Source organism: Streptomyces sp. NPDC021080 (assembly GCF_044333225.1).
Classification (GTDB): Bacteria; Actinomycetota; Actinomycetes; order Streptomycetales; family Streptomycetaceae; genus Streptomyces.
Genome location: NZ_JBIRQM010000020.1, coordinates 1 through 25,134, shown reverse-complemented (window position 1 = coordinate 25,134; position 25,134 = coordinate 1). Strand labels below are relative to the sequence as shown.

The 25,134-nt window shown below is 70.1% G+C and carries 37 protein-coding genes; 22 read left to right on the top strand and 15 right to left on the bottom strand.

All coding sequences use genetic code 11. The features are described 5' to 3' along the window. Positions 1–19: 19 nt before the first annotated feature. The 3 genes from ACH4S8_RS37325 to ACH4S8_RS37315 all read left to right on the top strand — a co-directional run bounded on the left by ACH4S8_RS37325 (position 20) and on the right by ACH4S8_RS37315 (position 2,459). On the top strand, positions 20–820 hold the full coding sequence (locus ACH4S8_RS37325; protein ID WP_398402321.1) for a hypothetical protein: 801 nt from the start codon (positions 20–22) through the stop codon (positions 818–820). Between the two features lie 81 nt (positions 821–901). Further along, on the top strand, positions 902–1,369 hold the full coding sequence (locus ACH4S8_RS37320; RefSeq protein ID WP_398402319.1) for a hypothetical protein: 468 nt from the start codon (positions 902–904) through the stop codon (positions 1,367–1,369). Between the two features lie 124 nt (positions 1,370–1,493). After that, a complete protein-coding gene (locus ACH4S8_RS37315) occupies positions 1,494–2,459 on the top strand; it encodes a DUF2637 domain-containing protein (protein WP_398402317.1) in 966 nt (321 codons plus the stop codon). Between the two features lie 87 nt (positions 2,460–2,546). Here the strand turns inward: ACH4S8_RS37315 and ACH4S8_RS37310 are convergent, their stop codons facing one another. The 5 genes from ACH4S8_RS37310 to ACH4S8_RS37290 form a co-directional block, all read right to left on the bottom strand. Then, positions 2,547–2,915, bottom strand: a complete 369-nt coding sequence (locus tag ACH4S8_RS37310) for a hypothetical protein (protein WP_398402315.1) — start codon at positions 2,913–2,915, stop codon at positions 2,547–2,549. Positions 2,916–3,026: 111 nt separating this feature from the next. Then, positions 3,027–3,368, bottom strand: coding sequence for a hypothetical protein (locus ACH4S8_RS37305; protein WP_398402313.1), 342 nt, complete (start codon positions 3,366–3,368; stop codon positions 3,027–3,029). Next, on the bottom strand, positions 3,365–3,697 hold the full coding sequence (locus ACH4S8_RS37300) for a hypothetical protein (RefSeq protein ID WP_398402311.1): 333 nt from the start codon (positions 3,695–3,697) through the stop codon (positions 3,365–3,367). The genes ACH4S8_RS37305 and ACH4S8_RS37300 overlap by 4 nt, the downstream gene beginning before the upstream one ends. Further along, on the bottom strand, positions 3,694–4,224 hold the full coding sequence (locus ACH4S8_RS37295; RefSeq protein WP_398402310.1) for an endonuclease domain-containing protein: 531 nt from the start codon (positions 4,222–4,224) through the stop codon (positions 3,694–3,696). The genes ACH4S8_RS37300 and ACH4S8_RS37295 overlap by 4 nt, the downstream gene beginning before the upstream one ends. After that, positions 4,221–5,084 (bottom strand): hypothetical protein, encoded by an 864-nt coding sequence (locus ACH4S8_RS37290; RefSeq protein WP_398402308.1) that lies wholly within the window; start codon positions 5,082–5,084, stop codon positions 4,221–4,223. Before ACH4S8_RS37290 ends, ACH4S8_RS37295 begins: the two co-directional genes overlap by 4 nt. Positions 5,085–5,409: 325 nt before the next feature. Between ACH4S8_RS37290 and ACH4S8_RS37285 the strand changes: the two genes are divergently transcribed. Together ACH4S8_RS37285 and ACH4S8_RS37280 are read left to right on the top strand one after the other, a co-directional pair. Then, positions 5,410–5,619: a hypothetical protein gene (locus ACH4S8_RS37285; protein ID WP_398402306.1), complete on the top strand. Its 210-nt coding sequence runs from the start codon at positions 5,410–5,412 to the stop codon at positions 5,617–5,619. A 6-nt stretch (positions 5,620–5,625) separates the two neighbouring features. Then, the gene (locus tag ACH4S8_RS37280; RefSeq protein WP_398402304.1) at positions 5,626–5,997 is read left to right on the top strand and encodes a hypothetical protein; all 372 of its coding nucleotides are present in this window, start codon (positions 5,626–5,628) and stop codon (positions 5,995–5,997) included. 156 nt (positions 5,998–6,153) lie between these two features. Here the strand turns inward: ACH4S8_RS37280 and ACH4S8_RS37275 are convergent, their stop codons facing one another. From ACH4S8_RS37275 to ACH4S8_RS37265, 3 genes are all read right to left on the bottom strand, one after another. Continuing rightward, complete coding sequence (locus ACH4S8_RS37275) at positions 6,154–6,708, bottom strand: hypothetical protein (RefSeq protein WP_398402302.1); 555 nt, start codon at positions 6,706–6,708, stop codon at positions 6,154–6,156. A gap of 11 nt (positions 6,709–6,719) precedes the next feature. Continuing rightward, the gene (locus ACH4S8_RS37270) at positions 6,720–7,643 is read right to left on the bottom strand and encodes a JmjC domain-containing protein (RefSeq protein WP_398402300.1); all 924 of its coding nucleotides are present in this window, start codon (positions 7,641–7,643) and stop codon (positions 6,720–6,722) included. Positions 7,644–7,751: 108 nt separating this feature from the next. Next, positions 7,752–8,003, bottom strand: coding sequence for a hypothetical protein (locus ACH4S8_RS37265; RefSeq protein ID WP_398402298.1), 252 nt, complete (start codon positions 8,001–8,003; stop codon positions 7,752–7,754). Between the two features lie 225 nt (positions 8,004–8,228). Between ACH4S8_RS37265 and ACH4S8_RS37260 the strand changes: the two genes are divergently transcribed. After that, positions 8,229–8,471, top strand: a complete 243-nt coding sequence (locus ACH4S8_RS37260) for a hypothetical protein (protein WP_398402296.1) — start codon at positions 8,229–8,231, stop codon at positions 8,469–8,471. Continuing rightward, positions 8,468–8,671: a hypothetical protein gene (locus ACH4S8_RS37255; protein ID WP_398402294.1), complete on the top strand. Its 204-nt coding sequence runs from the start codon at positions 8,468–8,470 to the stop codon at positions 8,669–8,671. Before ACH4S8_RS37260 ends, ACH4S8_RS37255 begins: the two co-directional genes overlap by 4 nt. A gap of 206 nt (positions 8,672–8,877) precedes the next feature. On the opposite strand, the gene ACH4S8_RS37250 is transcribed toward ACH4S8_RS37255, so the two are convergent. The 5 genes from ACH4S8_RS37250 to ACH4S8_RS37230 form a co-directional block, all read right to left on the bottom strand. Next, on the bottom strand, positions 8,878–9,588 hold the full coding sequence (locus tag ACH4S8_RS37250) for a hypothetical protein (RefSeq protein WP_398402292.1): 711 nt from the start codon (positions 9,586–9,588) through the stop codon (positions 8,878–8,880). 97 nt (positions 9,589–9,685) lie between these two features. Further along, positions 9,686–10,261, bottom strand: coding sequence for a hypothetical protein (locus ACH4S8_RS37245; protein WP_398402290.1), 576 nt, complete (start codon positions 10,259–10,261; stop codon positions 9,686–9,688). A gap of 664 nt (positions 10,262–10,925) precedes the next feature. Continuing rightward, positions 10,926–11,816, bottom strand: a complete 891-nt coding sequence (locus ACH4S8_RS37240; RefSeq protein WP_398402288.1) for a tyrosine-type recombinase/integrase — start codon at positions 11,814–11,816, stop codon at positions 10,926–10,928. Continuing rightward, complete coding sequence (locus ACH4S8_RS37235) at positions 11,813–12,403, bottom strand: hypothetical protein (protein WP_398402286.1); 591 nt, start codon at positions 12,401–12,403, stop codon at positions 11,813–11,815. The genes ACH4S8_RS37240 and ACH4S8_RS37235 overlap by 4 nt, the downstream gene beginning before the upstream one ends. After that, positions 12,400–12,570 (bottom strand): hypothetical protein, encoded by a 171-nt coding sequence (locus ACH4S8_RS37230; protein WP_398402284.1) that lies wholly within the window; start codon positions 12,568–12,570, stop codon positions 12,400–12,402. Before ACH4S8_RS37230 ends, ACH4S8_RS37235 begins: the two co-directional genes overlap by 4 nt. A gap of 162 nt (positions 12,571–12,732) precedes the next feature. Here ACH4S8_RS37230 and ACH4S8_RS37225 point away from each other — a divergent pair, with 162 nt between their 5' ends. Both ACH4S8_RS37225 and ACH4S8_RS37220 read left to right on the top strand, forming a co-directional pair. Beyond that, entirely contained in the window at positions 12,733–13,395 is a 663-nt protein-coding gene (locus ACH4S8_RS37225) for a hypothetical protein (protein ID WP_398402282.1), read from the top strand. A 452-nt stretch (positions 13,396–13,847) separates the two neighbouring features. Further along, entirely contained in the window at positions 13,848–14,309 is a 462-nt protein-coding gene (locus ACH4S8_RS37220; protein ID WP_398402280.1) for a hypothetical protein, read from the top strand. Between the two features lie 94 nt (positions 14,310–14,403). Here the strand turns inward: ACH4S8_RS37220 and ACH4S8_RS37215 are convergent, their stop codons facing one another. Beyond that, positions 14,404–14,607 carry a DUF397 domain-containing protein gene (locus ACH4S8_RS37215; RefSeq protein WP_398402278.1) on the bottom strand — a complete coding sequence of 68 codons (204 nt, stop codon included), beginning with the start codon at positions 14,605–14,607 and terminating at the stop codon, positions 14,404–14,406. A 30-nt stretch (positions 14,608–14,637) separates the two neighbouring features. Continuing rightward, entirely contained in the window at positions 14,638–15,504 is an 867-nt protein-coding gene (locus tag ACH4S8_RS37210) for a helix-turn-helix domain-containing protein (RefSeq protein WP_398402276.1), read from the bottom strand. A gap of 207 nt (positions 15,505–15,711) precedes the next feature. On the opposite strand from ACH4S8_RS37210, the gene ACH4S8_RS37205 reads away from it, so the two are divergent. The 13 genes from ACH4S8_RS37205 to ACH4S8_RS37145 all read left to right on the top strand — a co-directional run bounded on the left by ACH4S8_RS37205 (position 15,712) and on the right by ACH4S8_RS37145 (position 25,120). After that, on the top strand, positions 15,712–16,239 hold the full coding sequence (locus ACH4S8_RS37205; RefSeq protein WP_398402274.1) for an ATP-binding protein: 528 nt from the start codon (positions 15,712–15,714) through the stop codon (positions 16,237–16,239). 194 nt (positions 16,240–16,433) lie between these two features. Next, positions 16,434–17,513, top strand: coding sequence for a hypothetical protein (locus ACH4S8_RS37200; protein ID WP_398402272.1), 1,080 nt, complete (start codon positions 16,434–16,436; stop codon positions 17,511–17,513). Next, positions 17,510–17,812 carry a hypothetical protein gene (locus ACH4S8_RS37195; protein WP_398402270.1) on the top strand — a complete coding sequence of 101 codons (303 nt, stop codon included), beginning with the start codon at positions 17,510–17,512 and terminating at the stop codon, positions 17,810–17,812. The genes ACH4S8_RS37200 and ACH4S8_RS37195 overlap by 4 nt, the downstream gene beginning before the upstream one ends. Before the next feature lie 60 nt (positions 17,813–17,872). Beyond that, positions 17,873–18,346, top strand: a complete 474-nt coding sequence (locus tag ACH4S8_RS37190; RefSeq protein WP_398402268.1) for a hypothetical protein — start codon at positions 17,873–17,875, stop codon at positions 18,344–18,346. After that, entirely contained in the window at positions 18,343–18,849 is a 507-nt protein-coding gene (locus ACH4S8_RS37185; protein ID WP_398402266.1) for a hypothetical protein, read from the top strand. The genes ACH4S8_RS37190 and ACH4S8_RS37185 overlap by 4 nt, the downstream gene beginning before the upstream one ends. After that, positions 18,846–19,115, top strand: coding sequence for a hypothetical protein (locus ACH4S8_RS37180; RefSeq protein WP_398402264.1), 270 nt, complete (start codon positions 18,846–18,848; stop codon positions 19,113–19,115). The genes ACH4S8_RS37185 and ACH4S8_RS37180 overlap by 4 nt, the downstream gene beginning before the upstream one ends. Beyond that, positions 19,112–19,360 carry a hypothetical protein gene (locus ACH4S8_RS37175; RefSeq protein ID WP_398402262.1) on the top strand — a complete coding sequence of 83 codons (249 nt, stop codon included), beginning with the start codon at positions 19,112–19,114 and terminating at the stop codon, positions 19,358–19,360. Before ACH4S8_RS37180 ends, ACH4S8_RS37175 begins: the two co-directional genes overlap by 4 nt. Next, the gene (locus ACH4S8_RS37170; RefSeq protein WP_398402260.1) at positions 19,353–19,544 is read left to right on the top strand and encodes a hypothetical protein; all 192 of its coding nucleotides are present in this window, start codon (positions 19,353–19,355) and stop codon (positions 19,542–19,544) included. The genes ACH4S8_RS37175 and ACH4S8_RS37170 overlap by 8 nt, the downstream gene beginning before the upstream one ends. Beyond that, entirely contained in the window at positions 19,544–20,005 is a 462-nt protein-coding gene (locus ACH4S8_RS37165; RefSeq protein WP_398402258.1) for a hypothetical protein, read from the top strand. Before ACH4S8_RS37170 ends, ACH4S8_RS37165 begins: the two co-directional genes overlap by 1 nt. Positions 20,006–20,133: 128 nt before the next feature. Next, a complete protein-coding gene (locus ACH4S8_RS37160; protein WP_398402256.1) occupies positions 20,134–21,276 on the top strand; it encodes a hypothetical protein in 1,143 nt (380 codons plus the stop codon). A 99-nt stretch (positions 21,277–21,375) separates the two neighbouring features. Then, positions 21,376–22,539, top strand: a complete 1,164-nt coding sequence (locus ACH4S8_RS37155; RefSeq protein WP_398402254.1) for a hypothetical protein — start codon at positions 21,376–21,378, stop codon at positions 22,537–22,539. Positions 22,540–22,663: 124 nt separating this feature from the next. Then, entirely contained in the window at positions 22,664–24,559 is a 1,896-nt protein-coding gene (locus ACH4S8_RS37150; protein ID WP_398402252.1) for a hypothetical protein, read from the top strand. Between the two features lie 117 nt (positions 24,560–24,676). Next, positions 24,677–25,120, top strand: coding sequence for a hypothetical protein (locus ACH4S8_RS37145; RefSeq protein WP_398402250.1), 444 nt, complete (start codon positions 24,677–24,679; stop codon positions 25,118–25,120). The last annotated feature ends 14 nt before the right edge of the window (positions 25,121–25,134 follow it).

The window sequence follows — 25,134 nt, the reverse complement described above, 5'->3', positions numbered from 1 at the left end:
TCAAGGGAGACCGCCACCCATGACCGTCACCACGCCTGCACAGACCCAGCTCCCCCCGCTCCCCTCGCACATCCAGGAGGCCGTCGAGGCCGCCCAGAGGGTGGACTGGAAAGTCGTCTGCAGCCTCAGCAGCGTCTCGATCACCCCCATCGGCCACAAGCGTGGGATCAGCTTCTCCCTGACCAAGCCGCCCACGGCCGAACAGGTCCGCATCCAGATGGACCGGTGCGGCATCAAGGGCGCCCTGAGGAAGCTGGGGGCGTCCGAGACGGCTACGCTGCCCGAGCCCGAGCCCGTGCACAGCAGCGCCGAGGAGGACCAGGTGGAGGCGAAGAAGCTGATCTGCCCCGAGTGCGACAGCGACAAGTTCACCCGCCCCGCCAGCCTCGCCTCCCACCGCAGCAAGGCCCACGGCGTGGCCGGGTCGTCCCAGAGCACCAAGGAGCGCCGCGCCGCCCGGGGGAAGACAGCGGCGGCCAAGACGGCGAAGGCGCCGAAGCCCGCCGCAGACAAGGCGGCCCCGCCCGTCTTCGAGGAGCCCGCCCAGACGAACCGGCCGGTCGCCGAACCGGCCTTCACCGGCACCCCGGAGGTCACCGCCGCCGCGCAGGCCCTCGTCGACGCCGTCACCAAGGCCGCCCAGAGCAGCATCGCCCCGCTCCAGCAGAAGATCGAGGAGCAGGCCGCCGAGATCGCCGGGCTGCAGCAATTCAAGGACGACGTCCAGGCCCAGGTCTCCAACGGCCACCAGGGCCCGATCCAGACCCTCGCCAACATCATCGCCCTCGGCGGAGAGGGCTTCGGCACCCCCAAGGCGTGACCCGCGACGACCCCCGCCTTGTAGCGCACTAATCAGTGCGCTAGGGTGGGGGTCGACCGCTACCGCCAAGGAGGCGTCCCTATGAACGCCGGACTCGATCTCGACGACGTCCCCATGACCCCGACCATGGAAGCCCTCAGCGCCGTCGGCCTCACCGCCCGAGACCTCAAGAGCGCCCTCGCCTTCTTCAACACCCTCGCCGTCGACGCAGCCGAAGGCGCCTGGGCCGAAGGCCACCTCATCCACAACGTCCTCAAGGTCCAGGGGCGCCCGTCCACCGACCGCGCCTCGTTCGCCACCCGCCTGCGAGCCCGGGACATCGACACCGGCGAAAGCCGCCACCACCGCGTCCGCGCCTCGTTCGCCCAGCAGCACGTCCCCGAGTACCTCAGGGGCGACGACGTCCTCCGGGCCGTCCAGCTCGTCCGGGAACTCTCCGAGACCATCGGGCGGATCGAAGCCGGGCGCAAGAGGCAGTACCCCGACTACCACGAGCACACCCAGGCCGTCATCGACGAGCGCAAGTCGCGGCTCCCCGTAGCCAGCTGACCCCGGACACACCAACGCCCCCGCCGAGATCCATTCCACCGGACATCTCGCGAGGGCGTCGATAGAGCCTGACCCGCCACACCGCCACAAGCCCGCCAAGGCAGGACAGAGGAGCAGAGTTCAGATGGCCCGCACCAAGCGTACCCGCAACAACGACGTCGTGTCCGCAACCCGGCGCCCCAGCCTCAGAGAACGCCTCGCCGACGTCGACTGGGACACCCGCCTCACCGACATCCTGATCTACGCCATCGCCCTCGGCGGCTTCTACGGCGGCTTCCAGACCCTCTACACCATGGCCCTCAAGGTCGGCATGCCCTCCGACCAGGCAGCCGTCGTCTCCGCCATCGCCGACCTCTCCGTCCTCGCCTACTCCCGCAAGGCCGTCCAGGAAATCCGCGAAGGCCGCTCCGCCTGGGGCATCCGCCTCATCGTCGCCGGATTCTCCCTCGCCACCTTCAGCCTGCAGATCCGCTCCGCCTGGCCCAACCCCACCGCCGTCGCCTTCCACGCCCTCTCCCCGGCCGCCTGGATCATCGGCCACGAGATGATGCTCCGAGGACGCCTGCGCAACGCCAAGGCCGCCCGCCGCCGCGCCGAGATCCTCGCCGGACTGCGCCCCGCCCAGCTCCCCTCCATCCGCCTGTCCTGGTGGTTCCTCGCCCCCTTCAGCACCTTCAAGGTCTGGCGCCGCGTGAAGCTGTGGGAGCTGGCCCCCAACGTCGTCGTCCGCCAGCTCGCCGACGACTACAAGTCCAGGGGCGAGGCCATCCCCGCCGCCTGGGAGAGCGTCCTGATCACCCCCGTCCCCCTCCCGGCCGCCGAGGAGAAGCCCGCCCTCGAAGCCACCCCCGAGCCCGAGGCCGAGGAGAACGAGGAGGTCGTGATGTGGCGCTGCTTCCTGCAGGCCCTGCCCACCGCCCCGCCCAAGGGCCGCACCGCCGAGCAGACCCTCGCCTACGTCGACCGCGTCAAGCAGATCGCCGGAGAGTTCGGCGTCGAGTGCAACGACAAGACCATCGCCGGACTCCTCGACGTCCACCCCAGCCGCATCTCCAAGATCCGCAAGGACCTGGTCCCCACCGGCAACTGACCCGCTAGGATCAACCCCATCACCCTGCCCGTCGAGGCGAGCAGGCGCGAGGCCCACCAGCACACAGCAGGTGGGCCTCTGCTCATCTCAGCTGCTGAAGTACGCCGCGTTGTCCTCGTACACCCCGTCGGCCACCGTGGCCAGCAGCTCATCACTGGAAGCCTGGTCACATGCCTGGCTCATCCACAGCTCGAAGTCCTGGACGTCCTTCGTCCTCGGCGGCCGGTCGCCCTTCGTGCCGTCGAGCCCCTTCGCGTTCACCAGCAGCACCCTCGCCGCGTCCCAGCGCGCGCCGTCGTCCATCTGACCGGCCCAGTCGGCACACGTCCGCGTCCCCACGGCGCGCCCCGAGCCGCCACCGGCGCCGCTGTCCGAGCTGCCGCCGACGAAGGCGACCACCCCCGCCAAGGCCGCAACCAGCGCGCCCCCGACCGCAACCTGCACCATTCTGCTCATGATCCCCACCCCTCCGCCGGGGCCTCCCCGGCCACCGGTATTACAGCACTTGCCGAAAACGGCCACTTTCCCGTGCAAGGAAAGTGGCCGGATCGGGCAAGTTCCAGGGCGTCAGCCCGTGCGCTCGACGTCGCCGGTGGCCGCCAGCGACAGCTCCTCGCCGTCCTCGAAGATGACCACGTACGGGAACGGCGTCACGTGCTGCTTCACCCGCACGATGCGCCCCGGCGTCCCGGCCGCCACGTCGTAGTGGACCCAGGCGTCCTCGCCCTCGTCCTCCAGGCCCTCGTGGATGTAGGAGCCGCGCAGCCGCCGGGCGGCCTGGACGGGATCTCCCTCCTGCAGGGTGAGGGCGCCGACGCGGACGCGCCGGTTGAGTTCGAGCTTCTCCTCCAGCGTCAGGCTGGCGAGGATGTCGTCGAGTCGGGCGAAGCGGGTCTCGGTGGTGGTCATGACTGCTCCTCGCGGTCGGGGTGTCCGGCGGGCAGCCAGCGCTGCCGTTCGCTGCTCCGTGCCTTCAGGGGGCTGGCCGGGATGAACCCGCCGGGGAACGGCACGCCCCACGGCTCGCCGTTCTCGAAGACGGTGATGACGGTGCTGAAGGTCGGCAGGCTCCTTCCCAGGTGAGGGAACTCCTGGTCCTCGACCCAGCCGATCAGGACGCCGTCCTCGAAGACCTCGGTGCGCCCTTCGCCCTCGACGACGTCCAGTCCCTGGCCGGGCCAGGTGTCGGCGGGCTCTCCGTACAGCTCCCGGAGCTGATCGGCGGTCAGTTCGGTCAAGGGGTCCTCCTGGGCTGGCAGCCGCACCGACAACGTGGGTCGTTGGGCTGGCGTATGCGCACAGACAAAAGGCTGGCGGGCGGGACCCTACGGTACAGATCCCAGGCATGCGGGCGGGCGACTTCACCACGTTTGATGTAGCGGCCGTACACGGATTCGGCCTGGTTGCAGCCGGTGCAGAGAAGGCCGCGCGACAGCTCGGTGTCGTGGTCGTGGTCCCGCACCAGGGGCTCGTCAGTTCGGCCGCACCAGGCGCACCGGCCGTCGTGGAAGGCCTTGAGGTACTCCCGGTCGCTCTGCCCGGCTGCTCGCGACGGGATTTGCCACGTGAGGTAGACGTTGCCCTCGCTCATGTACTGCGCTGTGGCTTCCGCCATGCGGGCGGCCTTCTTGGCGACGACGAGGGACCTCTCCTCGAAGGTCAGGTGGCGCCAGCAGGAGGGGGTGGAGTTCGGCAGGCGATACCTCTGAGCCTGCTGGCAGGGGCGGCCGTCGCCGTAGTGACGCTGGCACAGGTCTGTTCTCACGGAGGTTCCTCTGGTTCGTCCCACAGGCCGGTGTGGGCGACGGTGTCGGCTGTGACGGGCGGGCGGCGGTCGGCGAGGCGGGGGCGGGTGTCGGCGATGGCGCGGACGATGTCGTTGGGGGTGCGGCTGCGCAGCGGGCGCCGGAGGCGGGAGAGCAGGAGGGTGTGGATGCCGGGCTGGGGTTCGGGGCGGTGGGGGAGGTAGTCGCGGACGGCGTCGCCGACCATGGGGTCGAGGACGATGTGGCGGCCCGGGCCGTCCACGGCGTCGGGGAGCTGGACGTGGTAGCCGAGGTCGGGCTGGGGCTCCATGAGGCGCATGTCGAGGCGGACAGCCTGGGCGGGGCGCAGGCCTCCGAGGAGGAGGTAGGCGAGAAGCCGGTCGCGTTCGGGGGCGGTGGAGTTGGCCGGTCCCCAGGCGCCGACGGCGCCGAGGAAGACGGCGCGTTCGCGCGGGGTGAGGCGGCCGGGGGCGGTGACGTTGCGGTCGAGGCCGGAGCGTAGGTCCTGCAGGTGGGGTTCCTCCAGGACGAGCTTCTGTTCCTTGGCGGCTTTGTAGTACAGGACGAGGATGGTGATGCGCCGGTCGTGGCTTTTGACGAGGCCGGGGTTCTCGCTGGCGAGGATGGCCAGGGCGCGGGGTCCGTCGAAGGGGAGGTCGCCGAGGGCATCCTGCAGGAACTCCTCGTAGGCCCAGCGGGCGACGTGCTCGGGTCCGATGTGCCAGGGGTGGACGGCCGGGTTGCGCTGGGCGGCGCACCAGGCGAGCCAGCTCTGTACCTCCCTGCGGTATTCGGCACGGGAGGAGTGGCGCAGGGAGGAGTTCTCCAGCCAGGTATCGAGCAGCACGAGGGGGTCCACGCCTCCTTATCCTGCCGGTCCACCCTCACAGGTCAACCGTACAAAACCTCGGGAGCCCACCACCCACTAGGGGAAGTCGCGCGCGCCGCCCCTCCCGCACTTCGCGTCTCTACCTCGGCCGACGGCGAGAGGGTGGGCCTGCCTGAGGTTTTGTACGGTTGACCTGGGGTGATGCACACGCGGAACCAGAGTCCTTGAAGACGGCGGTACGGCGGCGGAACGTGGCGGTGCGGCGGAGCACCCATCCTGCCACGCGAACGGGCCCGCACGGCACCGCCGCGCCGCTACGCTGAGACCCTCAAGCCCGCCACCACGAGGAGACACCGTGCCGGACCAGAACTCCGCCCCCGCCCCTGACGACATCCCCGACATCGACGCCCAGGTCGACGGCGCCGTCGCCGAGCTGCAGAAGCTCGACGGCTACAAGCGGGCGATCCTCGCCGAACTCGGCGAGAAGGCCGACGGCGCACACATCGTCATCGCCCACCAGGTCGGCGACGAGATCCGCAAGACCCGCGTGGACAGCGAGGAGTAGAACGCCATGCGCAGCACCGAGCCCGACCAGCCCCTCGACGTCGACGACATGCCGCCCGAACTGAAGGCGGCCCTGCAGAAGATGAGCGAGCGGCACGGCGGCCGACGCGTCATCGACCTGGCCACAGGCAAGGCTGTCGCCGAGGACGGGCACCTGATGGTCGCCTGCACCACCCCGGGCTGCGAGACGGCCGCACAGCGGCCTGCAGACGGCCAGTGGGCGTACCTCTGGGAGAGGGGCTGGCGCTGGCTCGGCACCCAGAACGTCGTGTCCTGCCCCGACTGCCCGCCGGTGGTCATCACCGGTACCGACGGCAGCCACCGGCTCGGGCCCGGCGGGGGCCTCGCCCGTACACCAGCGGGGGAACTGGAGGGGTAGTACGGACGGGACCCGACCCGGCCTGGCGGGACGCCGGGCTGCTGTCCGCCTACCTGATCCCGGCCGTCCCATTCCCCCCTTCACCCGTACGAGTGAACACACGAAGGCCCCCGCCACAACCGTGACGGGGGCCTCGCGCTGGGGCCTTCGCCGGTCCTACCGGCGAGGAGGCAGCGGACAGGCGACCTTGGGAAGGAACAGGTTGGGGCAGCACACGACGGACATGCTCAGCAGGCTCTTGGCCGGGGTGTAGTAGCACCAGGTGGTGTCCACCCCCCGGGGCAGCCCGTCGTAGGCGTACGCGATCCGGTCGTCCAGGGAGAGGTACGCCTGCAGGCCGTCGGCCCGCTCGAAGGGCGGGTTGTCGGTGTACTGCGCCTTGAGCCACTCGACGGCATCGGTGAGGTCCGTCCAGGTCCGCTCTGCAGCCGCCCTCCCCATCCTCACCAGCCAGTGGCCGGTCACGATGGGCGGCACGTCGCCGGTGGAGAACTCCACGGCCGCCTCGCGGTACCGCTCCTGCAGGCGGATGCCCGCCTTGTCGTCCTTCCCGGCAGGAGGCGCCGGGGGAACGGGATGCGCAGGACGCCGGTTGCCCTCCGCGTGGTAGACGGCGGGCGATCCGATCCACGGGCCGAAACCGTGCCAATGACCGGCCCAGTTCTGGCTGGTGAGTTCGGGTTCCTGATGTGTTTGCGTGGCGGCGGTCACGGACGCAGACCCTAGCGCAGCAGCGGGGCTGCAGAGGGCGAATCGGGCAGGGCCGACCGGCGCAGGAAGGTGCCCAGATCCTCGTCGTCCATCGCGGCGAGGACGCCGAGCACGCAGGAGCGGACGGCCTTGGCCGTGGTGGGGCTGTCGTCCAGGAGGGCGGCGGGCGTCAGCGGCTGGCGGCCGTCCGGGTGGCTCAGGACGCGCTGGGCGATGAGGGGGGCGAGCTGGCCGACGGCCCAGTGCAGGTTGCGCGGCTTGAGCGCGATGGTGAGGTGGAAGCTGGGGACGTCGCCGTTGCGGTTGTGCGGGGAGTGGACCCAGCCCTGCGGCACCCACAGCACGTCGCCGGGGTGAAGGGTGTAGGTCTCGAAGGGCGCGGTGGTGGCCTGGTGGTGGCGCTCAAGGTCGGTGAAGCCGCGTACGCGGAAGTCGCCGTACTCCTCGACCGGGAAGTCGACGACGGGCCGGTGCAGGGGCCACTCCTTGCCTCCGGCGAGCTGGGCGATGATGCTGGTGTAGGGGTCGTAGTGGAAGCGGAAGCCCTGCTCGCCGGGCGGGGTGAGGTAGCCGCTGATGTGGCCGGTGTAGCCGGTCTCCGCGCGCAGCTCCTGGTAGAGGGCTGCGAGGGCGGGGAAGGTGGTCTCCATCAGGCGCAGGGAGAGGGAGCCGCCGTCGTCGAGGTGCTGGCGCAGCGAGCCGGGGGCGGGCATGTCGCCGTCGCGGGTGTAGGTGCTCTCGTCGATGATCTTGCCGTTGCGGCCGATGAGGCGGACGGTGCGGCAGGGCAGGCAGTTGCTGTCGATGAGGCGGTCGATCTCGTCGAGGGTGATGAGGTGGTCGAAGGTGCCTGCCGGGTGCGGGTGCAGTGAGGGGGCTGCGGGCCAGGCGCGCAGCATGTCGGCAGGGTCGCCGACGAGGTCTGATAGCGGCATGAGTCGCTCCTGTCAAGACGTTCCGGGGCGGTGGGTAGAGTGACAACGGTGCCCAGGGCCATCCACCGGCCCTGGGCACCGTCACCATCTAGCGGTTACTGCGACGGGTCAGCCGCCGATGCCCGGGATGGCCGCGAGCTGGCGGTAGAGGCCCTGGAACTCCTTGAAGCTGCCGCGCACGTTGTGGCCCGCGTCCTCCGGCTTGTTGCCGACGAGGGAGAAGCCGCCGCCCTCGACGGGGGCCAGGCCCAGGCACGACTCGTTGGGGTTGTCGCCGCCCGCGCCGCCGCACAGGAAGCTGTACTCGCCCACGACGGGCGCGGCGTAGAGGTCGGTGGTCGGCTCGGGAGAAGCAGCCATGGTGTGTCCTCCTACTCGGTTGCCCGGCCCCGGGTGGGCCGGTCATACGGCAGCACAATGTGATCACGCGTAGCCGTTTGATCACGCTGCGTGCCTACATGGAGGAAGTTATGACAGATTCGCGGTTCTGGTAAGTCGCAGCGCCGAAGGTGGCATATGCCGTCCTGCAGGGGTGCTGTCGCGGAGCGCCCCAGGGGCTCCAGGGGGTGGAGAGGAGCCCACCCGATGCCCAGAGCCCGTAAGCCCGCGATCACCGAGATGCGCCTGCCCGTGTGGCCGGAGCGCGCCTGCCGCGACAGCGTCAACGGCGAGTACGCCATCCACAGCTGCGAGGTCGTCGAGTCCCACCTGGGTCCGCACGCCTCCCGCTCCGTGCCGGAGTCGGTGCGCCAGCGGCTGCTGTGGGAGAACCGCAACCCCGGCCAGCGCGAGCCCTCCACGGCCGCCGACCCGTTCATCACCGCGTGAGCGCGCGCCTGCCGGGCTCGTTCCCGGCGCCGCCCGCCAGCGACCCGGCCGCAGCCCTGCACAGCGAGGCGGTGGCCGCGCTGCAGCGGCTGCACAACCACCTCGCCGTCACCCGGCCGCTGGCCCTGTCCGAGGCGGCCGACGGGGAGAGCGCAGTCGACGTCGCGATCCGGCTGCTGGGGCGGCTTCCAGCCGAATGACGGCGATGACAGGTACTCAATTCTGAGAAACTGTCACCCAGTTGGCCTATCTCGTGCATACTGAGGGACACCTCGGCCCTTCCGGCCCTGGGAACTTGCCACCTCCCCGAAAAGACGCAGCTCGCCCGGTGTGCTTCAGCCGCCGCGCCCGCTGCGCACAGAAGGGCCCCACTGCCTACCCAGTGGGGCCCTTCGTCTTGCCCGGGTCAGGAGGAGTGCGCCCGGCGGGCGAGGCGGGCCAGCGGGTGCCGCTTCGACTCCTTCTTCCACTGCGGGAAGTGCTCGCCGAAGACCTGGTCGACCTTCGCGTTCCGGCCCAGAGTGATCTTCACGGCGTAGCCGCCCTTGCTGATCTCGAACGGCCGCCGGAGCTGGGCGAGATGGTCCAACCGGGTACCGGCCGGGGACTGGGCGTCGAAGTAGGCCGGGAGCACGAAGTTCGACACCGCCACCGTCCGGCCGCCGACGCGGACCTCGTACGAGCCGTCCTCGACCGCGTCGCACGCCTCATAGGCGTACAGGCCGTCGCCGCCGTCGGAGGCCCACAGCTGCACGTGCGGGTCGACGACCGTCTCCAGGACCTCGTGGGACAGGACGGCCGACACCGACAGCTCGCCCTGCAGGACGGTGCCGCCGTTGTCGAGGACCGGGCTGGCGAACACCTTGCCGTAGATGGTGCCGTCGCCCTCCTCGGAGTGGTAGCCGAGGGCGTCGGCCTGGTCGGCGTCGTCGTAGATGCCGATGGCGTACGACCCGGCCGGGACGGCCGCGCCCAGCGGCAGGAAGACGACGGCCGCGTACTTCTGGCCCCAGGCCGGAGCGACGTCGTAGCGGACCTGATGGGCCACGGCGCGCACCATCAGCGCGGCGTCGGCGTCGGACACGCGGGCGGAGTGATTCTGGACGGCGACGAACACGACAGCGCCTCCTGCAGACAGGGGACGGCCCGCAAGGGCCCTTCATCCCCTGGGGTCCTCTGCAGGAGGCGCCACAGGTAAGAGGGGGATGAGAACGTCAGCCCTCGTCGGACTCCTCACGCATGGTCTCCAGCTCGTTCATTAGCTTGCGGTACAGGACGCCCATCTTCGGCTGAGCTGGCACCCCTGTCTGGGCCGTCGCCCAGCGGGCCAGCTCGTTCGCGGCGTGCTCCTCGCGTAGCAGTACCCGCCACAGGGCGAGCGAGGTCCGCTCGAAGTTGAAGAGGTGCGTACCGTGGCGGGCCTGGAAGCCGCCGACGTGCAGGCCCAGCTCGCCGGGCACCCGGACCGTCTTGGCCCGGCGCACCAGCGGTGGCGCACCGACCGGCCGGAGCAGATCTCCCGGAGGGACCTGGAAGTTGATCTCTCTCCTCATCCAGTCCCGGCCGTGGACCTCGGGGAGGTTCTGGACGTCCTCGTCCTCGTCGACGATCTCCGCGTCGAGGATGTCTTCGAGGGTGGCCGGAGGGGCAGCAGGCGGCGGGGCCTTCTTCGCGGGAGGAGGGCCTGGCTTAGGCCTGGCCGCCTCCTCCCGCGCCTTCTGGCGGCGTTGCCTGCGGGACTCGCTCTCGCCCATGGTGGTGATCTCCCTGATGGCGTGGTGTGCCGCCATGCTATCGAGGTCGACGTCGTGACGTCACATCGCCACCGGCCGCAGGGCAAAACGAAGAGGGCCCCGTTTCGAGATCGGGGCCCTCTTCTCACCTCCGCTGGCGCGGAGAGAACTTCTGACCGCTTGAGCCCCAGGGGACCAGCCACGGATCACCCCCGCTCACGCGGGGACAAAGTCAAGCACTGAACCGGAACACCCCCACATCGGTGGGGAAGCGATCAGGCCGTTCTCAACCCGGTCTGAGCACTGCGGTCGCGCACGGTTCCCCGTGCTCTTCCACCGGTCCACCCCCACATCGGTGGGGAGCAAAGCATGTCCTCTTGTGCATCAGGACCATCCCCGCATGCGCGAGGAGCAGTACGGCGACCCCCCTAAGGCTGGGGCCATCCCTGCAGGTGCAGGGAGCAAAACCACAGGCGACAGGCGGTACACCTCCGCTCGCGCGGAGAACACCCGTGCCCTTGAGACACACCCGCTTGCGCGGGCAGGCAATGCATTCCGAACTCGCGGCTGCGCCGCGCACTCGGGACACCCCCGCTCACGCGGGGAGAGCGGCCGGGCCAGAGCCATCCTGGTCCGTACACTCGCCGTCCGAACCGGCTGATACCCCGGTTCGGGCGACTGAGAAAAACCTTAGCAGCCGTCGCCGACAGTGCGCAGGCGTTCACGGAGCATCCGCCGTCTCCAGCTGGTCCAGCCGGTCGAAGAGCCTGGTCACGGCCTTGCCGGAGGGGCGGGCGTAGCGGCGGTGCAGGGTGCCGGGGTTGGTGTGGCCGGAGATGGCCATGAGCATGGGGGTGTCGACGCCCTCGCCGGACAGGTAGGAGAGCCGGGAGTGCCGCAGGATGTGCAGGGTGATCCCCGCGTATTCCTTGAGGATGTGCTCGGCGCGGTCGTAGGAGAGGCGGCAGCGGCGGCCGTCGGGGGCGAACTCCCCGGGTGCCCGGGTGCGCCAGTCCCTCGGGCGCCGGTCTGTGAGGAACACCGGGCCCCGGGTGCGGTCGCCGATGTACTCGCGCAGTAGCTCGGCGCCACGGCGCTCGAAGTAGACCCAGATGGTCCGGCCGCCCTTGATGACGGCGCGGGCCTTGCGGGCCTTGAGGCTGACGTCCTCGACGTTCAGGGCCAGGACGGCCTCGGCGCGCGAGGAGGACTCGTACAGCAGCCTCCACAGCGTCCGCTGGCGCAGGGCGACCCTGGCCGGGTCCCAGAGGTGCTCCAGCTCCTCGGGGTCGACGGCCTTCGTCTCGTCGATGACGACCTTCCGGGCCCGGCACAGCGCGGGCAGCTCCACCGTGGCGACCTTGGCGTCCCCGAGCCAGCGCAGGAACGTCTGGACGGTGGCCCGGGTGCGGTTCCAGGTGTTCGGCGCGCTGCGGCCCCACAGCTCGATCAGGACGTCGTGCCAGTCCTCCCCGTCGACGTCGGCCGCCGCCCGGTCCCGGCCCAGGGTGCTGGCGCAGCGGCGCAGGGTGAGGGCGTAGGACGTCTCGGTGGTGGCGGCCTCGGGGTAGTCGCGTACGAAGGCCTCCACGGCCCTGTGGAGGGTGGTCACGCGACGATCTTCCAGGCGGCGGCCAGCACGTCCTCGAAGGTGACCATCCCCCAGTGCTCGTCCTCGTCCGACACGCTGATGTCGCGCCTGCGGATCAGCCGGTCGACGTACTGGAGGGAGGTCGTGGAGCTGCGGGGCAGCCAGTGGAATCGCACCCGCTCGACCTGGTCGCCGAGGGCCTCGATCAGCTCGACCAGCTGAGGCAGTGGCTCGTGGTTGCGGGCTCGCCGGGGGCGCATCTTCTTCGCTCCGGTCATGGAGGCCAGCAGGTGCTCGGCGGCCTGGAAGTCGGTGAAGATGACGGGGTGCTGCTCGCCATCGGCCACGGCCAGAGTGTGCGCCGACAGGGCCCCGAGGAGTTCGAGCTGAGGCGTGCTGAAGTTGTCGGTCTCCAGGGCCATCAGGCGGGCCGGGCCGTCCAGGTGCCCGTGGGCCGTGGACGGCGCGAAGGCGAGCCGCGTACGGGCCTCCTTGATGCTGACGGTGGCGTCGGTGGCCCAGAAGGTCATCCCCTCCTCGAAGCCACTGGTGTCCACCGCCAGGATCTGGGTGTTCTGCGACCCCTTGCGGTGCTTGACCCGGCTCATCGGTCCCCCTCGACCTGGGTCATGGTGACGCCGTCGCCGAGGAAGCCGTGGAAGGCCTCGGGGGCGTTGGGGCGCGGCTTGACGTCAAAGCACTCCCACGAGCAGAAGCCGGAGGTGTTCTGCGGCTCGGGCGTGTACGGCGTCCGGCACTCCAGGCACTTGAGCATGTGGCCCCTTCAGAGATTTTTTTATGCCAGTGAATAGTTTATTCACTGGCACACCGCTGGGGGAGCGGATGCTAGGTTCTTGGCCAGCCGCCTGGAAGCCCCGGGCAGCGACCGACAACAGCGAGGCCGGAAGCCCCGGTCTCGGCATAGAGGAGTGATCCCATGGGATTCGTCGAGCAGTGTTCCCTGCCCGTCACCGTCCGCCCGCTCAGCGAGGACGAGATCGAGGCCCTGACGCCCGACGACGAAGTGCTCGTCCCCGCGTCCGATTTCCAGGCCCACACCGGCCTCCTGGAGCGCGCCAAGGTTGTTGCTGGGCGCCACGGGGGCTGCGGAGGGGACAAGGTCCGCATCCTCACCGTCTACGGCTCTGAGCACTCGGTGGGCGCCGTCTACGTGCCATCCGTGGTCGGCGCGGAGATGCGGCTGATCAACGACTCCGGAGCGCGCGTCTCCACGACGCTGTTCATCCCGGGCCTGGAGGCGCCCCAAGCGGTCGAGCGGCTGCGTAAGGCCCTGCGCGCCGAGTTCGGTGCCGGTGTCGTCGAGGTCTGGAACGAGCGCTCCGGCCCGGTGCGTGACATCCGCTGGGACGTCTACGAGGTACGCCGCGACCTGGTCGAGGTCGAGCGGGCCCCGTACCGCGTCGGCAATGAGCCCAAGCGTGGCCGGGGGCGCAAGGAGTGGGTGGAGGTTGAGAGGCGCATCCTCGCCAGCGGTGTCCGGGACGGCCACCAGCACCACTACATGGGCAAGGAGCGGATGGGCTGGAGCTTGGACATCAAGCTGCACAACCCCGAGATCAGCACGGTCGACACCATCTGACGTATGGTGTCCGCGTACTGACTCCCCGGCCAGTAGCTGGCGCGGGTGGTGCTAGGTCATGAAGAGGCCCGTACGGCAGTAGTCCCCGTTGGCGCGGGGTGCCGTGCGGGCCTCTTTTGCCTGTCTGACAAGGGGGCTTGACGTTAACGGTCGTTTGCTCGATATCTTATGCGGAAGTTCGAATTCCCACACATCACTCGAACGCAAGTTCGATAGGGTGTCGGGAGAACCGATGGACTGCCGACGACGTCAGTGAAGGAGGTGAAGGCATGGTGCGCGACCTGGGGATTCTTTGCCCGTACCCAAGTTATGGGGTAGGTTCGCTCTCAGTAGTCAATCCGACTCCGACTCTCGTTGTCGATGCACAGTCAGCGCTCAGAAACCCGCCTCAGAGCGCGAGCCCCCAGCTCATGCCCGGGCCCTGGCGTGCGTCAGAACAGGGAAGGCAGGTTATGAGTGGGGACCAGCCACGTCCCTCGCCGTCGCCTCGCGGTGAGCCGCCGGACGACGAGCCTCCTCGATCCCGGATCCCCCTGCGGGGATACGCGCTGGCGGCCGGGGCGCTCTTCGTGGGGATCTTCGGCGGTTGGTCGATGGGGGCCGACTCCATCCCTCCGGCCTCCGCCCCCGGGGCGCTCACGGCCGCGCAGCACCCGACCCGCCTCACGGTCCCCGGTGACGGAACGTACTGGGTCGGCGCCGACGTCAGGCCCGGCCTGTACCGGTCACTCCCGAACAGTGACCGATGCAGCTGGACCCGGGCGAAGGACGCGACCGGCGAGCGCACGTCGGTGCGGGCCCACAAGGCCTCGACCGGCACTCTGTACGTCTACCTCTCGCGAGGGGACTTCTTCGACACCCGGGACTGCCACACCTGGCGGCGGGTGAAAATGACCTCGCGGCGCCAGCCGTAGCGCGGTCTTGAGGAACGGCCCGAACTGGCCGAAGCTGATACAGAGAAGGACCCCGGCACTCATGGGTTGCCGGGGTCCTTCTGCGCGTACTGGGTCAGGCCGCTGTGGTCCTGACGTCGGCGATGAAGCCGAGCCAGGCTTCCCGGCCGAAGGCGAGGACGGGGCTGTCGCTGGCGAGCTTGGTGTCGGCGACGCCGACGAGACCGGCGGCCTTGTCGGCGCCCTGGATGACGCAGTTCTCGCCCTCGCCGCTGCTGTACGACGACTTGTGCCAGCCAGTGAAGGAGGTGTGGGTCATGCGGGCCATGCCTTTCTCTCGGTCAGGTCGTCACAGCGATGCGAGGACCATGTGCAGGAATTTGCGGGTTTCTGCGATGGAGAGGGCCTGGCTCTGGAGCCGCTCGAAGCGCGCCTTGTACAGGTGCACCAGCTCCTCGGGGATGAACGTCCCGTCGCCGTAGCCCTCTTTGAACACCAGGTCCAGATCATCGAAGGTGATGATGCTGAACGGTCCCGACAGGCCGACGTGCAGACCCGTGGCCAGCGGGAGTACTTGGATTGTCGCCTTGGTCTCGCCCAGGTTGAGCAGGTGCTGGATCTGGTCGCGGTGGGCGTCCGTGTCGGCGACGCTCGGCGGGGTCCGGATCGCGGCCTCGCCGATGATGGCCCAGATACGGGGAGGGTCCTCGCGCTCCAGGATCGCCTTACGGGTCTGCCGGAGGTTGATGCGGGACTCGATCTCCTTGGTCTCCGAGGGGAGTTGCCCGGGCAGCACCGTGGCGGCGGTCGTGATGACCTCCTCGGAGTACTGCTTCGTCTGCAGCAGGCCTGGGATCAGGTTCAGCTCCAGGACGCGCAGCTCGCGGGCGGCGTCCTCGGCCTCCGCGTAGTCACTGTGGGTCGGGCCGACGATGCTGCCGGAGGCCGCCCACGGCCCCTTGAGCTTGGCCCGCCGGGCCCACTCCGTCCACTGCTCGACGGTGTCCTCGTCGGTGACGCCGTAGAGCTTGGTGAAGTAGGGGATCATCGTGGGCTTCACGGCCACGTGGCCGGACTCCTGGCGGTAGATCGTCGCCTCGGACACCGTGGTCTGAGCGGCGACCTGCACGATGCTCAGCCCTGCGGCCTCGCGGGCCAGCCTGAGCCTGCGGCCGAGGATCTTGCTCCTGATCGTCGGCCGTCCGTTGTACGGCACCGTTCCTCCCCTGGTGAGCCGCCATGTGGGGGACAGTCTGCACCCTGTGGGCCGTTCGGGGCCACTGGACAGACTTGCGAATTATCAGTTTTGAGGGGTTGCAGAAATGGAGATCTTCCGGAACGGTGGGTACCACCCTGCTTACTCCAGGTATTACAGGGATGTGAGAGGGACTCATCAACCGTCCATGCAACGGGAGTTACGCCAATGCACTCCCCGTCCCACCAGGCCCCTCCGCCACTCGGGGCCCTCAAGCACCTCATCTACCGCCAGCGCTACCCGGGCGATCCCGCCAATGTCGCCCGTGCCCGGCACCGCCTCGCCGGGGCCGCCGATCTGGCGGGCCTCGATGCCGACCTCGCCGAGACGGCGCTGGTATGCCTGTCCGAGCTGACGACGAACGCCGTCGTGCACGCCCAGCTCCCCTTCAACGTCATGGTCTCCATCGGCGGCCAGCGAAGGCGCTACCTGCAGGTCGGCGTCCACGACACCGACGAGGATCACCTCCCGCACCTGCCCAGCAACCGGGACGACGCGGAGGAGTACCTCGACGATCTGAGCTACGAGCAGGAGACGGGCCTGCGCGGCCTGGCCATGGTCGTCATGCTCGCCGACCGGTCCGGCGTCGAGAGCGACGTCAACGGCAAGACCGTGTGGTTCAGGCTCTACCTGGACCGCAAGGGCGTGGCCGACGTGCCGGGCCCCCGGGAAGGAGCCGCCTCATTCCTGCGATAGCCGTGCTCGACGTGGCCCACTTGTAACGCACTCGACAGTGCGCTACGGTGGGCGCCACGCAAGGGGTCACGGACAAACACTGGCAACAGGCGAGTTGTTCGATAACCTGCGTACCTGCTCGCGCCCGTCCCGCCAATACAGCGGGCGCCAGCGGAGGTTACCCGCCACCCGTCCCGCCACCCTTGGAGTCCCTCATGGACCCCGTCGCTCTTGAGCCCCTCCTGTACGCGCTGCGTTCCGCCGACGCAGAGACGGTCACCGTCCCGTTCGCGTCGCTGACGCCGGGCAGTGTCATCGCCGAGGGCCCCTGGTCGCGCCACCTCGTCACCAAGCGGCCCATGCCCGTCGGCGGTGGCCGCCACACCGTGACCATCCGCCACCTCTTCGGCGGCCACAACATCACTCACGGATCCCGCTCCGAGGCCCTCGTCACCGTCTACGCCCAGACCCTCGACGCCGGGCAGATCAGCCGCGTGCCCGTCGTCCCGCGCTGCGCCGTCCCCGAGGTCCCCCAGGCCGGAGACCGCGTCTTCCAGCACTTCCACGAGGTCGACCGCCTGGGCGAGGGCCGGTTCTTCGAGTACAACGGCACCCAGTGGCAGCAGGTCCGCGACATCGCCGACGGCCGAGGCAAGGTCAGCACCGTCGTGCAGACCTGGCCCAGCATCCGCCACCTCGTCGCCAACCCGGTCGACCCCAGCCCGCTGTTCTGGTGCACCTACCTGCCCGCCGGACACCGGCCCTTCCTCTACGTCGACGGCAGGCCCATGCCCGCCCGCACCGTGGACGAACTGACCGTCGGCGACACCATCCTCATCCCCGGCGGCGGCAGGCTCCGCGTCACCGACGTCCGGCGCACCAGGTCGGCCGCCACCCTCTCGCTCACCCTCCTGCGCGCCTCGGCCCACACCAACGCCCACTTCCTGTGGGACCGCACCGAGGGCGCCGTCATCGAGCACCACGACTCGGGCCGCACCCGCAGCCTGTACGCCACCGAGCCCCGCGCGGACGAGCTGATCAGCGCCGTCGACCTCCAGCTCGGCGACACCGTCATCACCTCCTACGGCCTGCCTTACAGCGCGGTCGCCGTGATAGAGCAGGTCTGCGGCCAGCCGTTCCTCCAGCACATGAACGTCTACAGCACGGCCACCGACGGCCGCCCCCTGCGCGCGGTGACCGGCCTGGCCAGCCAGTACTACCTCCTGCACCGCAGACAGCCCACGGCCTCCCACGCCCGTGGCGGATGGGACGTCCGGGCCCGGGCCCACGCGTGAACACTGTGCGCTCCTCGATCGTCGACGGCCGCCGGATCCTCGGCGGCCCCGACGCCCCCGTCCACTTCGCCTACGTCCGGCCCGGCCTCTACGAGTCCGACGACCTCGGCGACCCCGAGGGAGAGCCCTTCCGCTACCGGCTGCAGCGCCTGGGGCGCTGCCTCGCCGACGAGCGCGAGGAGACCGGCTGGTACCTCTCCGGCGGAGACCACCTCGACGAGTGGTGCGCGGCCGACGTCTACGCCGCCGTCCATGAGGCCAACGTCCACATCATCGCCAGCACCGGCACCCCCTTGTAACGCACTACAGAGTGCGCTAGGTTGGCACTGCCCGCCAAGGAACCCGCACAGGAGAGCCCCATGAAGACCCTCGTCAGGCACGTGCCGACCCCGGCCGACGTCACCGAAGCCCTCACCGGCGCCGTCCGGCCCATGAGCAGCGGTGACATCATCTACAGCATCGCCATGGAACACGCCCCCGTGAGCCCTTCCTCCGTGGAGGAGGCCCGGGAGGCGGTCAGCGCCTACACGCTGAACATCGTCCTCGGCGAGATGGTCGCCGACGGCCGCGTCGTCGCCCGCACGGGCCGCGAGTGGTACGGCCACCGCCTCCAGCGGGCCGGGAGCCGCAAGCGACTGATGGGTACCGTCTTCTACGTCCTGCGCGAGACCGCCGACGCCTGGGCCGTCGAGGACCTCAAGGAGGCCGAGAAGCGCCTGGAGGCCAAGGCGGCCACCCTGGCCACCGCCGCCCTCATCGCGGCCCACCACGGCGAATACACGGCCCTCTACGCCGACATGCTGGCCAAGGTCATCGCCGGGGAGTCCCAGTGAGAGAGCCCCGGGGCTGCGACTCCTGCGGCCGGGAATGCGAGCGCGGGGACTACCGGGTCAAGTGCAAGGCCTGCGCGGGCTTCGTGCACCGCGCCTGCCGTGACATCACCGACACCTGCTACGCCTGCCGCTACCGGCAGGCCCGGGCGGGCGGCATCGCGGGCGACATGCTCGCCCCGCAGCACGCCGAAGAACGCCCGTTCGAGACCAACCAGCCGACCACCGCCGCCAAGGGAGTGCAGCTGCCGCCCCTGGCGGGCGTGTACGTCCGCTACGGCGCGAGTGCCAACGCCCTGCGCATCATGACCACCGCCCTCTACCTCGGCTGGCACCTCGAAGCCTGGGAGGGCGGCGGCGCAGACTACTTCACGCTGCGCCAGCACCGCCGGGGATTCCTCCGCGTCTCCCTGAACGGCACCGGCCGCGTCATCAGCGCATCCACACCGCGCAAGTACCTCACCCCCAACACCACCCGGATCCTTCGCTACTTGGAGAAGCCGTGACCAACCGTCGCAAGGTCTGGCCCGCACCGGGACAGCACTGCAGCTCCACGAAGGGCCAGCGCCCCTGTTACGACCCCGCCGTCTGGGTCGTGTTCTACGCCGACAAAGAGACCTGCGAGACCAAGCACGCCAACGCGTGCGGGGGCCACCTGAACCGGCTGTGCGACGACCTCACGCCGCAGGCCGAGTACTCCCGCGAGATGTTCCGCGTGCTCCCTTGGGCGGCCATCGTCGCCGCACACGAGGAGAAGCGGGCCGCCACGTGACCGGCGAGACCTGCGGGGCGCCGTGCCCCGAGGACGACCTCATCGCATGTGACCGCGAGGCCCACCAGATGGCAGGCTTCCACCGCAACCGCGCGAAAGGGCGCGTGTGGGAGGCCGACCCGCTGCCCGAGGCCCCGCCGACCGGCAAGGGCGCCCTTGCGTCCATGGCCGTCCGTACGACCCGCTCCGGCCGCACCGGAGCCCCCGCCGACGCCGTCACCACCTGGAAGGACAGCCATGGGTGAGAAGCCCGCGAAGTACAAGCCGACCCCGGAGGCTCGGGCCGACCAGGCCAAAACCCGCCAGGAGACGGCCGAGCGGCTTGCGACGAGCATGCTGATCACGAACCACCCGGGCGAGTACGAGCGGCTCGTGGACGAGTGCCTCGCCTCCTGGGACCGCTCCATGTCCAAGGAAGGGCAGAGCTGATGCCCGAGAAGATCGAGAAGCGGGCACCCACCCGCGATGACGTCCTGACGCCCCGCATCTGGCAGGGCTGGAGCGGCGTCCAGACCCGCCCGAACGTCGTCAAGGGCATCGTGGTCGACGCCTGGAAGATCGAGGGGGTCTACGACACCCGTACGGCCGCCTGGTACGTCAAGGCCGCCGCCCTCGACGCGATCCTCGCGGAGCTGGTCGCCGACGGCACCCTCGTCACCATGGACGGATGGGCCCTGGAGGAACTCGACCCGAGCCTCCCGATCACCCGGACGTGGACGTACTACATGCTCCCCGAGCGGGCGCAGGAGCTGCGCGACGCGGACGCCGCGCGCAAGGCTGAAGAGCACCGCGCCGCCGCCGACGCGTACGCCCGTGACCGGCTCGTCGAGAAGCACCCGCAGGATTACCTCGGCTTCATCCAGGACTACGAGAAGGGCGCTGGCCGCTGATTGTCGGTGGTGGTGCTTAGGGTGGCGTCCGGCGTTCAGGCCGGGCGCCATCTGTGTTTTCCGGACCCCATTGCGAACGCACTGCAAAGTGCGCTAGGTTGGCGTCACAGCCCGCCGAGGAGGACCACATGAACGAGACGCCCACCGCCGAACAGCTCGCCGCCATGACGCCGGTCGAGGTCGACACCCAGCTGTACCGGATCTGGAACGAGGAGGCGCAGGCCGACCACAGGCGCCTTGCCCTGCAGACCGCCCTCCACAAGGCGGTGGGCGACGAAGGTCGCCGGGCGAAGGTGTCCGGGCGGCTGGTCTTCGCCCTGTCCTGGGAGCAGGTCCTGGAGAAGGCCGTGCAGAAGGCCCTCGCCCCGCACACCGAGTTCGAGGCCACCATCGCCCGCGACGTCCACCAGGCGCTGACCAACTGGGCCATGGCGGCCCGGGAATTGGAGGCGCTGGCGGCCGAGGCCAGGGTGTACACCGACGAGTTCCGGCGTCGGGGCACCTGGAACCGCGTCTTCCTGGCGAAGAGCGTCGGCGGCCACGCCCACAACGGGCAGGAGTGCTCCACCTGCCACAACGGCGAATTCCGCACCGAGTTCGCGTGGCTGGTCCGATACTCCGGCCAGACCGAGGCGGAGATCGTCGCCGACGCCGGGTGGCGCGCCTGCACCACCTGCTACCCGAGCGCACCGGTCGGCGACGAGAACACCCTGCCGACCAGGATGTTCACGCCGGACGAGGAGACGGCCGCCAAGGCCCGCGAGGAGCGCGAGGCGGCCAAGGTCCAGCGGGACGCCACGAAGGCCTCCAAGGGCATCACGGCCCCCGACGGCAGCCCCCTGCGGAGCGGGAGCACCCGCATCGAGACCGAGCGGGCGGCCGTCCTGGAGGCGACGTCGCACCTGACGGAGCACTACAAGAACCGGCGGATCGAGCAGATCATCGCGGCCGACCCCGCCCTCGCCCCGTTCTACCAGGACGCGGAGCAGCGGGCCCGCATCGAGGACCGCTACCGAGAGAAGGCGCTCACGCTGGTTGAGGCCATCGCGCACAAGCGCGGCGTCCCGGCCGCCGACGTGCTCGCGGAGCTGGAGCCCAAGGCGTACGCGAAGATCAAGCGCGACATGGGCGGCAAGGCCGCCGAGGTCATCGCCGGTTTCCGTTACTCCGCCTCGTTCCGGCCGGAGCTGTACGACGCCTACCTCGCCCAGTGCGAGAAGGACGGGCGCAAGCCCTGGGCGGCCGTGGTCATGCCCTGGTACAGGCTCTGACCCGCTCGGCCCGCCCGGTCACCCCGGGCGGGCCACCCCCACTTGTAACGCACTTCAGAGTGCGCTAGGTTGGCATCACAGCCCGCCGAGGAGGACCACATGACCGAGCCCACCGCAGGTAACCGCCCGTCCGTCACCGCCGTGATCGCCTTCCTGAAGGCCACCGGGTTCGCCCACTCCCGCTACCGGGAGTCCATGCAGTCCACCGTCGGCGGCGGGTTCTACGTCACCAAGGGCTACATGCGGGACAGCGTGATGGTCACCTACCGCGAGGGTGACGCCGCGTTCGACAAGCGCATGGCTGACCTGGGCATCTCCAAGGTCACCGACATGCCGGAGGACCCGGAGCGCGCGGAGCGCATCAAGGAGTACGCCGAGGCCCTCGCCCCCCGCTACCGCGTCGAGATCTTCGGCGGGACCAGCCTGTACCTCCACGCCCGCGAGACCCTGCCCGCCCGCCCCAAGGGCGTCCCCACCGCCGTGACGGTGCGAAAGGCACTCCTGGCCGCTGGCGTGACCCAGTACAAAGACGGGTCGGCCATCATCGAGGGGGTCCCGGGATACGTCCACATCGCGCGGGTCGTCGACCAGCCCGACCACACCCGCGTCACCGTCTCCGAGAGCGCGTTCCTCGACCGCGTCCGGGCCGCGCTCGCCGCCGAGGGCTGGACCGTCGAGGAGTCCGAGAACGAACTGCACTGGATCCTCAAGATCACCGGCAGTATGCCCGACCGCCGCGAGCGCCTGCGCAAGCTGCGCCAGCAGCGCGAGGCCCGCGAGATCGACCGGGCCGGGAACGCGGCCGTGGCCAAGGTCGAGGCGGGCATCGCGCGGGCGAAGGCCGAGCAGGCCGCCGAGGGGATCCTGGAGGCGTCGGCGGGCGATGTGGTGCGCATCCTCGCCGACGACGACACGTGGGTCGAGGTGCCCCGGCACGAACCGAAGGAGGCCGCGCCCGCACCGCCCGCGCTGGTGCACTACAGCCGCGCAGGAGTGGCCTACCGCGTCGGCATGCGGGTCACCTACCGCACCCGTGACGGCTTCTGGCAGCACGGCAAGGTGGTCAAGATCGAACCCGACGAGGAGGGCGTGCAGCGCGTGCACTTCCACCAGGACGCCTACCAGGTCGCACCGCAGCGCCGCGCCCCGAAGTACATGAACAACACCCCGGGCAAGCGCCACAAGGGTGTCACCCTCCACACGGATCCCGTACGGGTCGTGGCCCTCGACGACAAAGACCTGAGCCGCGAGATCGTAGCCTGACCGCCCATGCTCCAGGGCCCCTCCGGACGTCCGCCGGAGGGGCCCTGGCCTGTTCCCGGGAGCAGGTAGACAGCGCACTCGACAGTGCGCTAGGTTGGTCTCACCACCCGCCAAGGAGGCCAGCATGACCGCCATCAAGAAGCCCAACGCATCCGCCGTGAGCCGCGCTCTCGCCGCGAAGGCGAACGGCATCACCGTGCACTCCGAGAACAGCCGCACGATCCGGTTCGCCGAGCGCCCCGTCGGCACCGGCTTCCCCGCCGTCCGCGTCGTCGACATCACCGACTCCGAGGGCGACGTCGCCGAGCTGCACGCCGCGAAGCTCAACTCCCTTGGCTACCACGCCGAGATCCACACGCTCACCGTGCAGACCTGGGGCAACCGCACCCCCGAGACCTACCGCGCCGTCATCGTGTTCTCGCAGGAGGAACTCGACGACCGCGTCGCCCGCACCGAGCGCGCCGCCAACGCGACCGAGGCCGCTGAGAACCTCGTCCCCAAGGCGCCCCGCATCCTCGTGCGGGAGCGCGAGTACCCGACCCATGCCCGCCGCTCCGCCGTCCTCACCCGCGAGGACGCCGTCAAGGGCGCCGCCGACGCGCTCGCCGCACCCACCACCGACGTCCTCACCGAGCGCGGCGTACAGATCGCCCTCGAATACTTCGAGCGCGGCGACGCGCACCGCACCACCGGCCTGACGGTCTACCCCGCAGCGGGCGGCCGGACGGTCTACTTCTTCACCCCGACCGAGGAGCCCCTGACCATGCCCGAAGAGCCCACCACCACCGAGGACACGCCCCCGACCGTCGAGGAGATCGTCGCGGCCGTCCGGGCCAGCGAGCGCCGCGACACCGTCCTCGACCGGCTGCGCGAGACCAGCGACCCCCGCGAGGTCGGCCGCGCCGTCGTCTTCCACGCCTACGGCATGCACGACCACGAGAGGGACGCCGTCGACTGGACGGCCGTCCGCACGGCCCTGCTGGCCCCCGAGCGCCTCGCCGTCGGCACCCGCGTGCGCCACGTGAGCCAGCAGTGGGCCACGTCCGTCGTCGCCCCGAAGGGGACGGCCGTCGTCGTCGCCGTCGGCCGCGAGCACCACGACGGCACCTGTGAATACGAGGTGATGGCGGGGCAGGACTTCTCCCGCCGCGTCGGACCGGACAACCCCATGACGCGCCCGGCCGAATGGAACTCGAACGCCGTCAAGGCGGTCACGACGCCCCCGGTCGCCATGACGCGCGAGGAAGCCATCGTTGCGGGCACCCTGCCGACCCTAGACGGGCACACCGTCCGCGCCACGCTCACGGGCACCATGTGGACCGTCGCCCTGTACGAGGACGGCAACCCCGAGCCGCTCTACACAGACACCATCGGCGACCACGTCACCAACGGCCCCGGGCAGGCCGCCAACGTCCTGATCTTCGCCCGCGAGCAGCAGCTGAAGGAGGCCGCCGCGCTGGCCGCCCTCGACGACGCCACCCTTTACCAGGTGTGCGAGTACCTCACGAGCGCTCCGACCGGCGACCCCGTCACGATGACCGGCTCCGAGGCCCGCGCCCGCCTCCAGGCCGCCCGCACGGAAGCGGGCCCCGAGCCCATCCGCAGCTACGGCGCGCCGCGCTTCACCCTGGAGCACTCCGGCGTCCACTGGTGGGCCACCACGCACGCCTACAAGAACGGGCGGCGGGACCAGTGGAACCGGCGGCACATCTCCGTGCGCCCCCTGGTCGTGGCGCGCGCCGCGCACGTGATCATGGAGGGCACGGGGGACGGCTGCCTGTCCCCGGTGGAGAAGCCGAGCACCAGGGCCTACGGCCCGTGGGTGCGCGCCGTCGCCGGGCACGCCGATCGGGTCGTCGTCGCCCGCGTGGCGACCGGGTTCCACGGGCGGCCCAGCGACCCCGAGGCGGGCGCACGCTGGGACGAGTACATGAGCGCGTACCGGGCCGCCCTGGAGGGCGCCGGGTGGACGCACGTGGAGCGCACCGAGGACGGCGACGTCTACAGCGCACCCCGCTGACCTGCCCCGATGACCTTTGTGGGGCCAGCCTTCCACACCCGCTTGTCAACGCACTTCAAAGTGCGTAAGGTTGGCCCCACGCCAAGCAGGAACCCGCCACACAGAGACGAGACCTACATGAGCACCTTCCTCAACCTGACGCCCGCCGAGGCCGTGGCCGCCAGCGGCAACGACGCCCCGGGATACAAGCGGATCGACGGCCTCAAGGGCATCGACGCGGACCGGGTGCCCGGCATGGTCACCCGCACCGCCGCCGGTCAGGCCCGGCAGCCGGAGCAGCCCTGGATCGCGCACAGCCACCTGGACGACTTCAAGGTGATCTCGCGGGTCGAGTGGGCCAAGGATGCCGACCCCGGCACCGCAGAGGTGTTCTACACCGACGGCTCCACCGAGCTGATCAAGCGGGGCGACCTGCTGTGCGTCGAGCAGCCGGTGACCACCCCCGAGGAGGACAAAGCGGCCATGAAGGACGAGTCACTCCCCGTCGAGGCCCGCCGCGCCGCCTTCCGCCGCCACAACCGCCGCCACACCTCCGAGACGGCCGCCAGCACCGAGGGCTGACAGCCCCTCGCGGG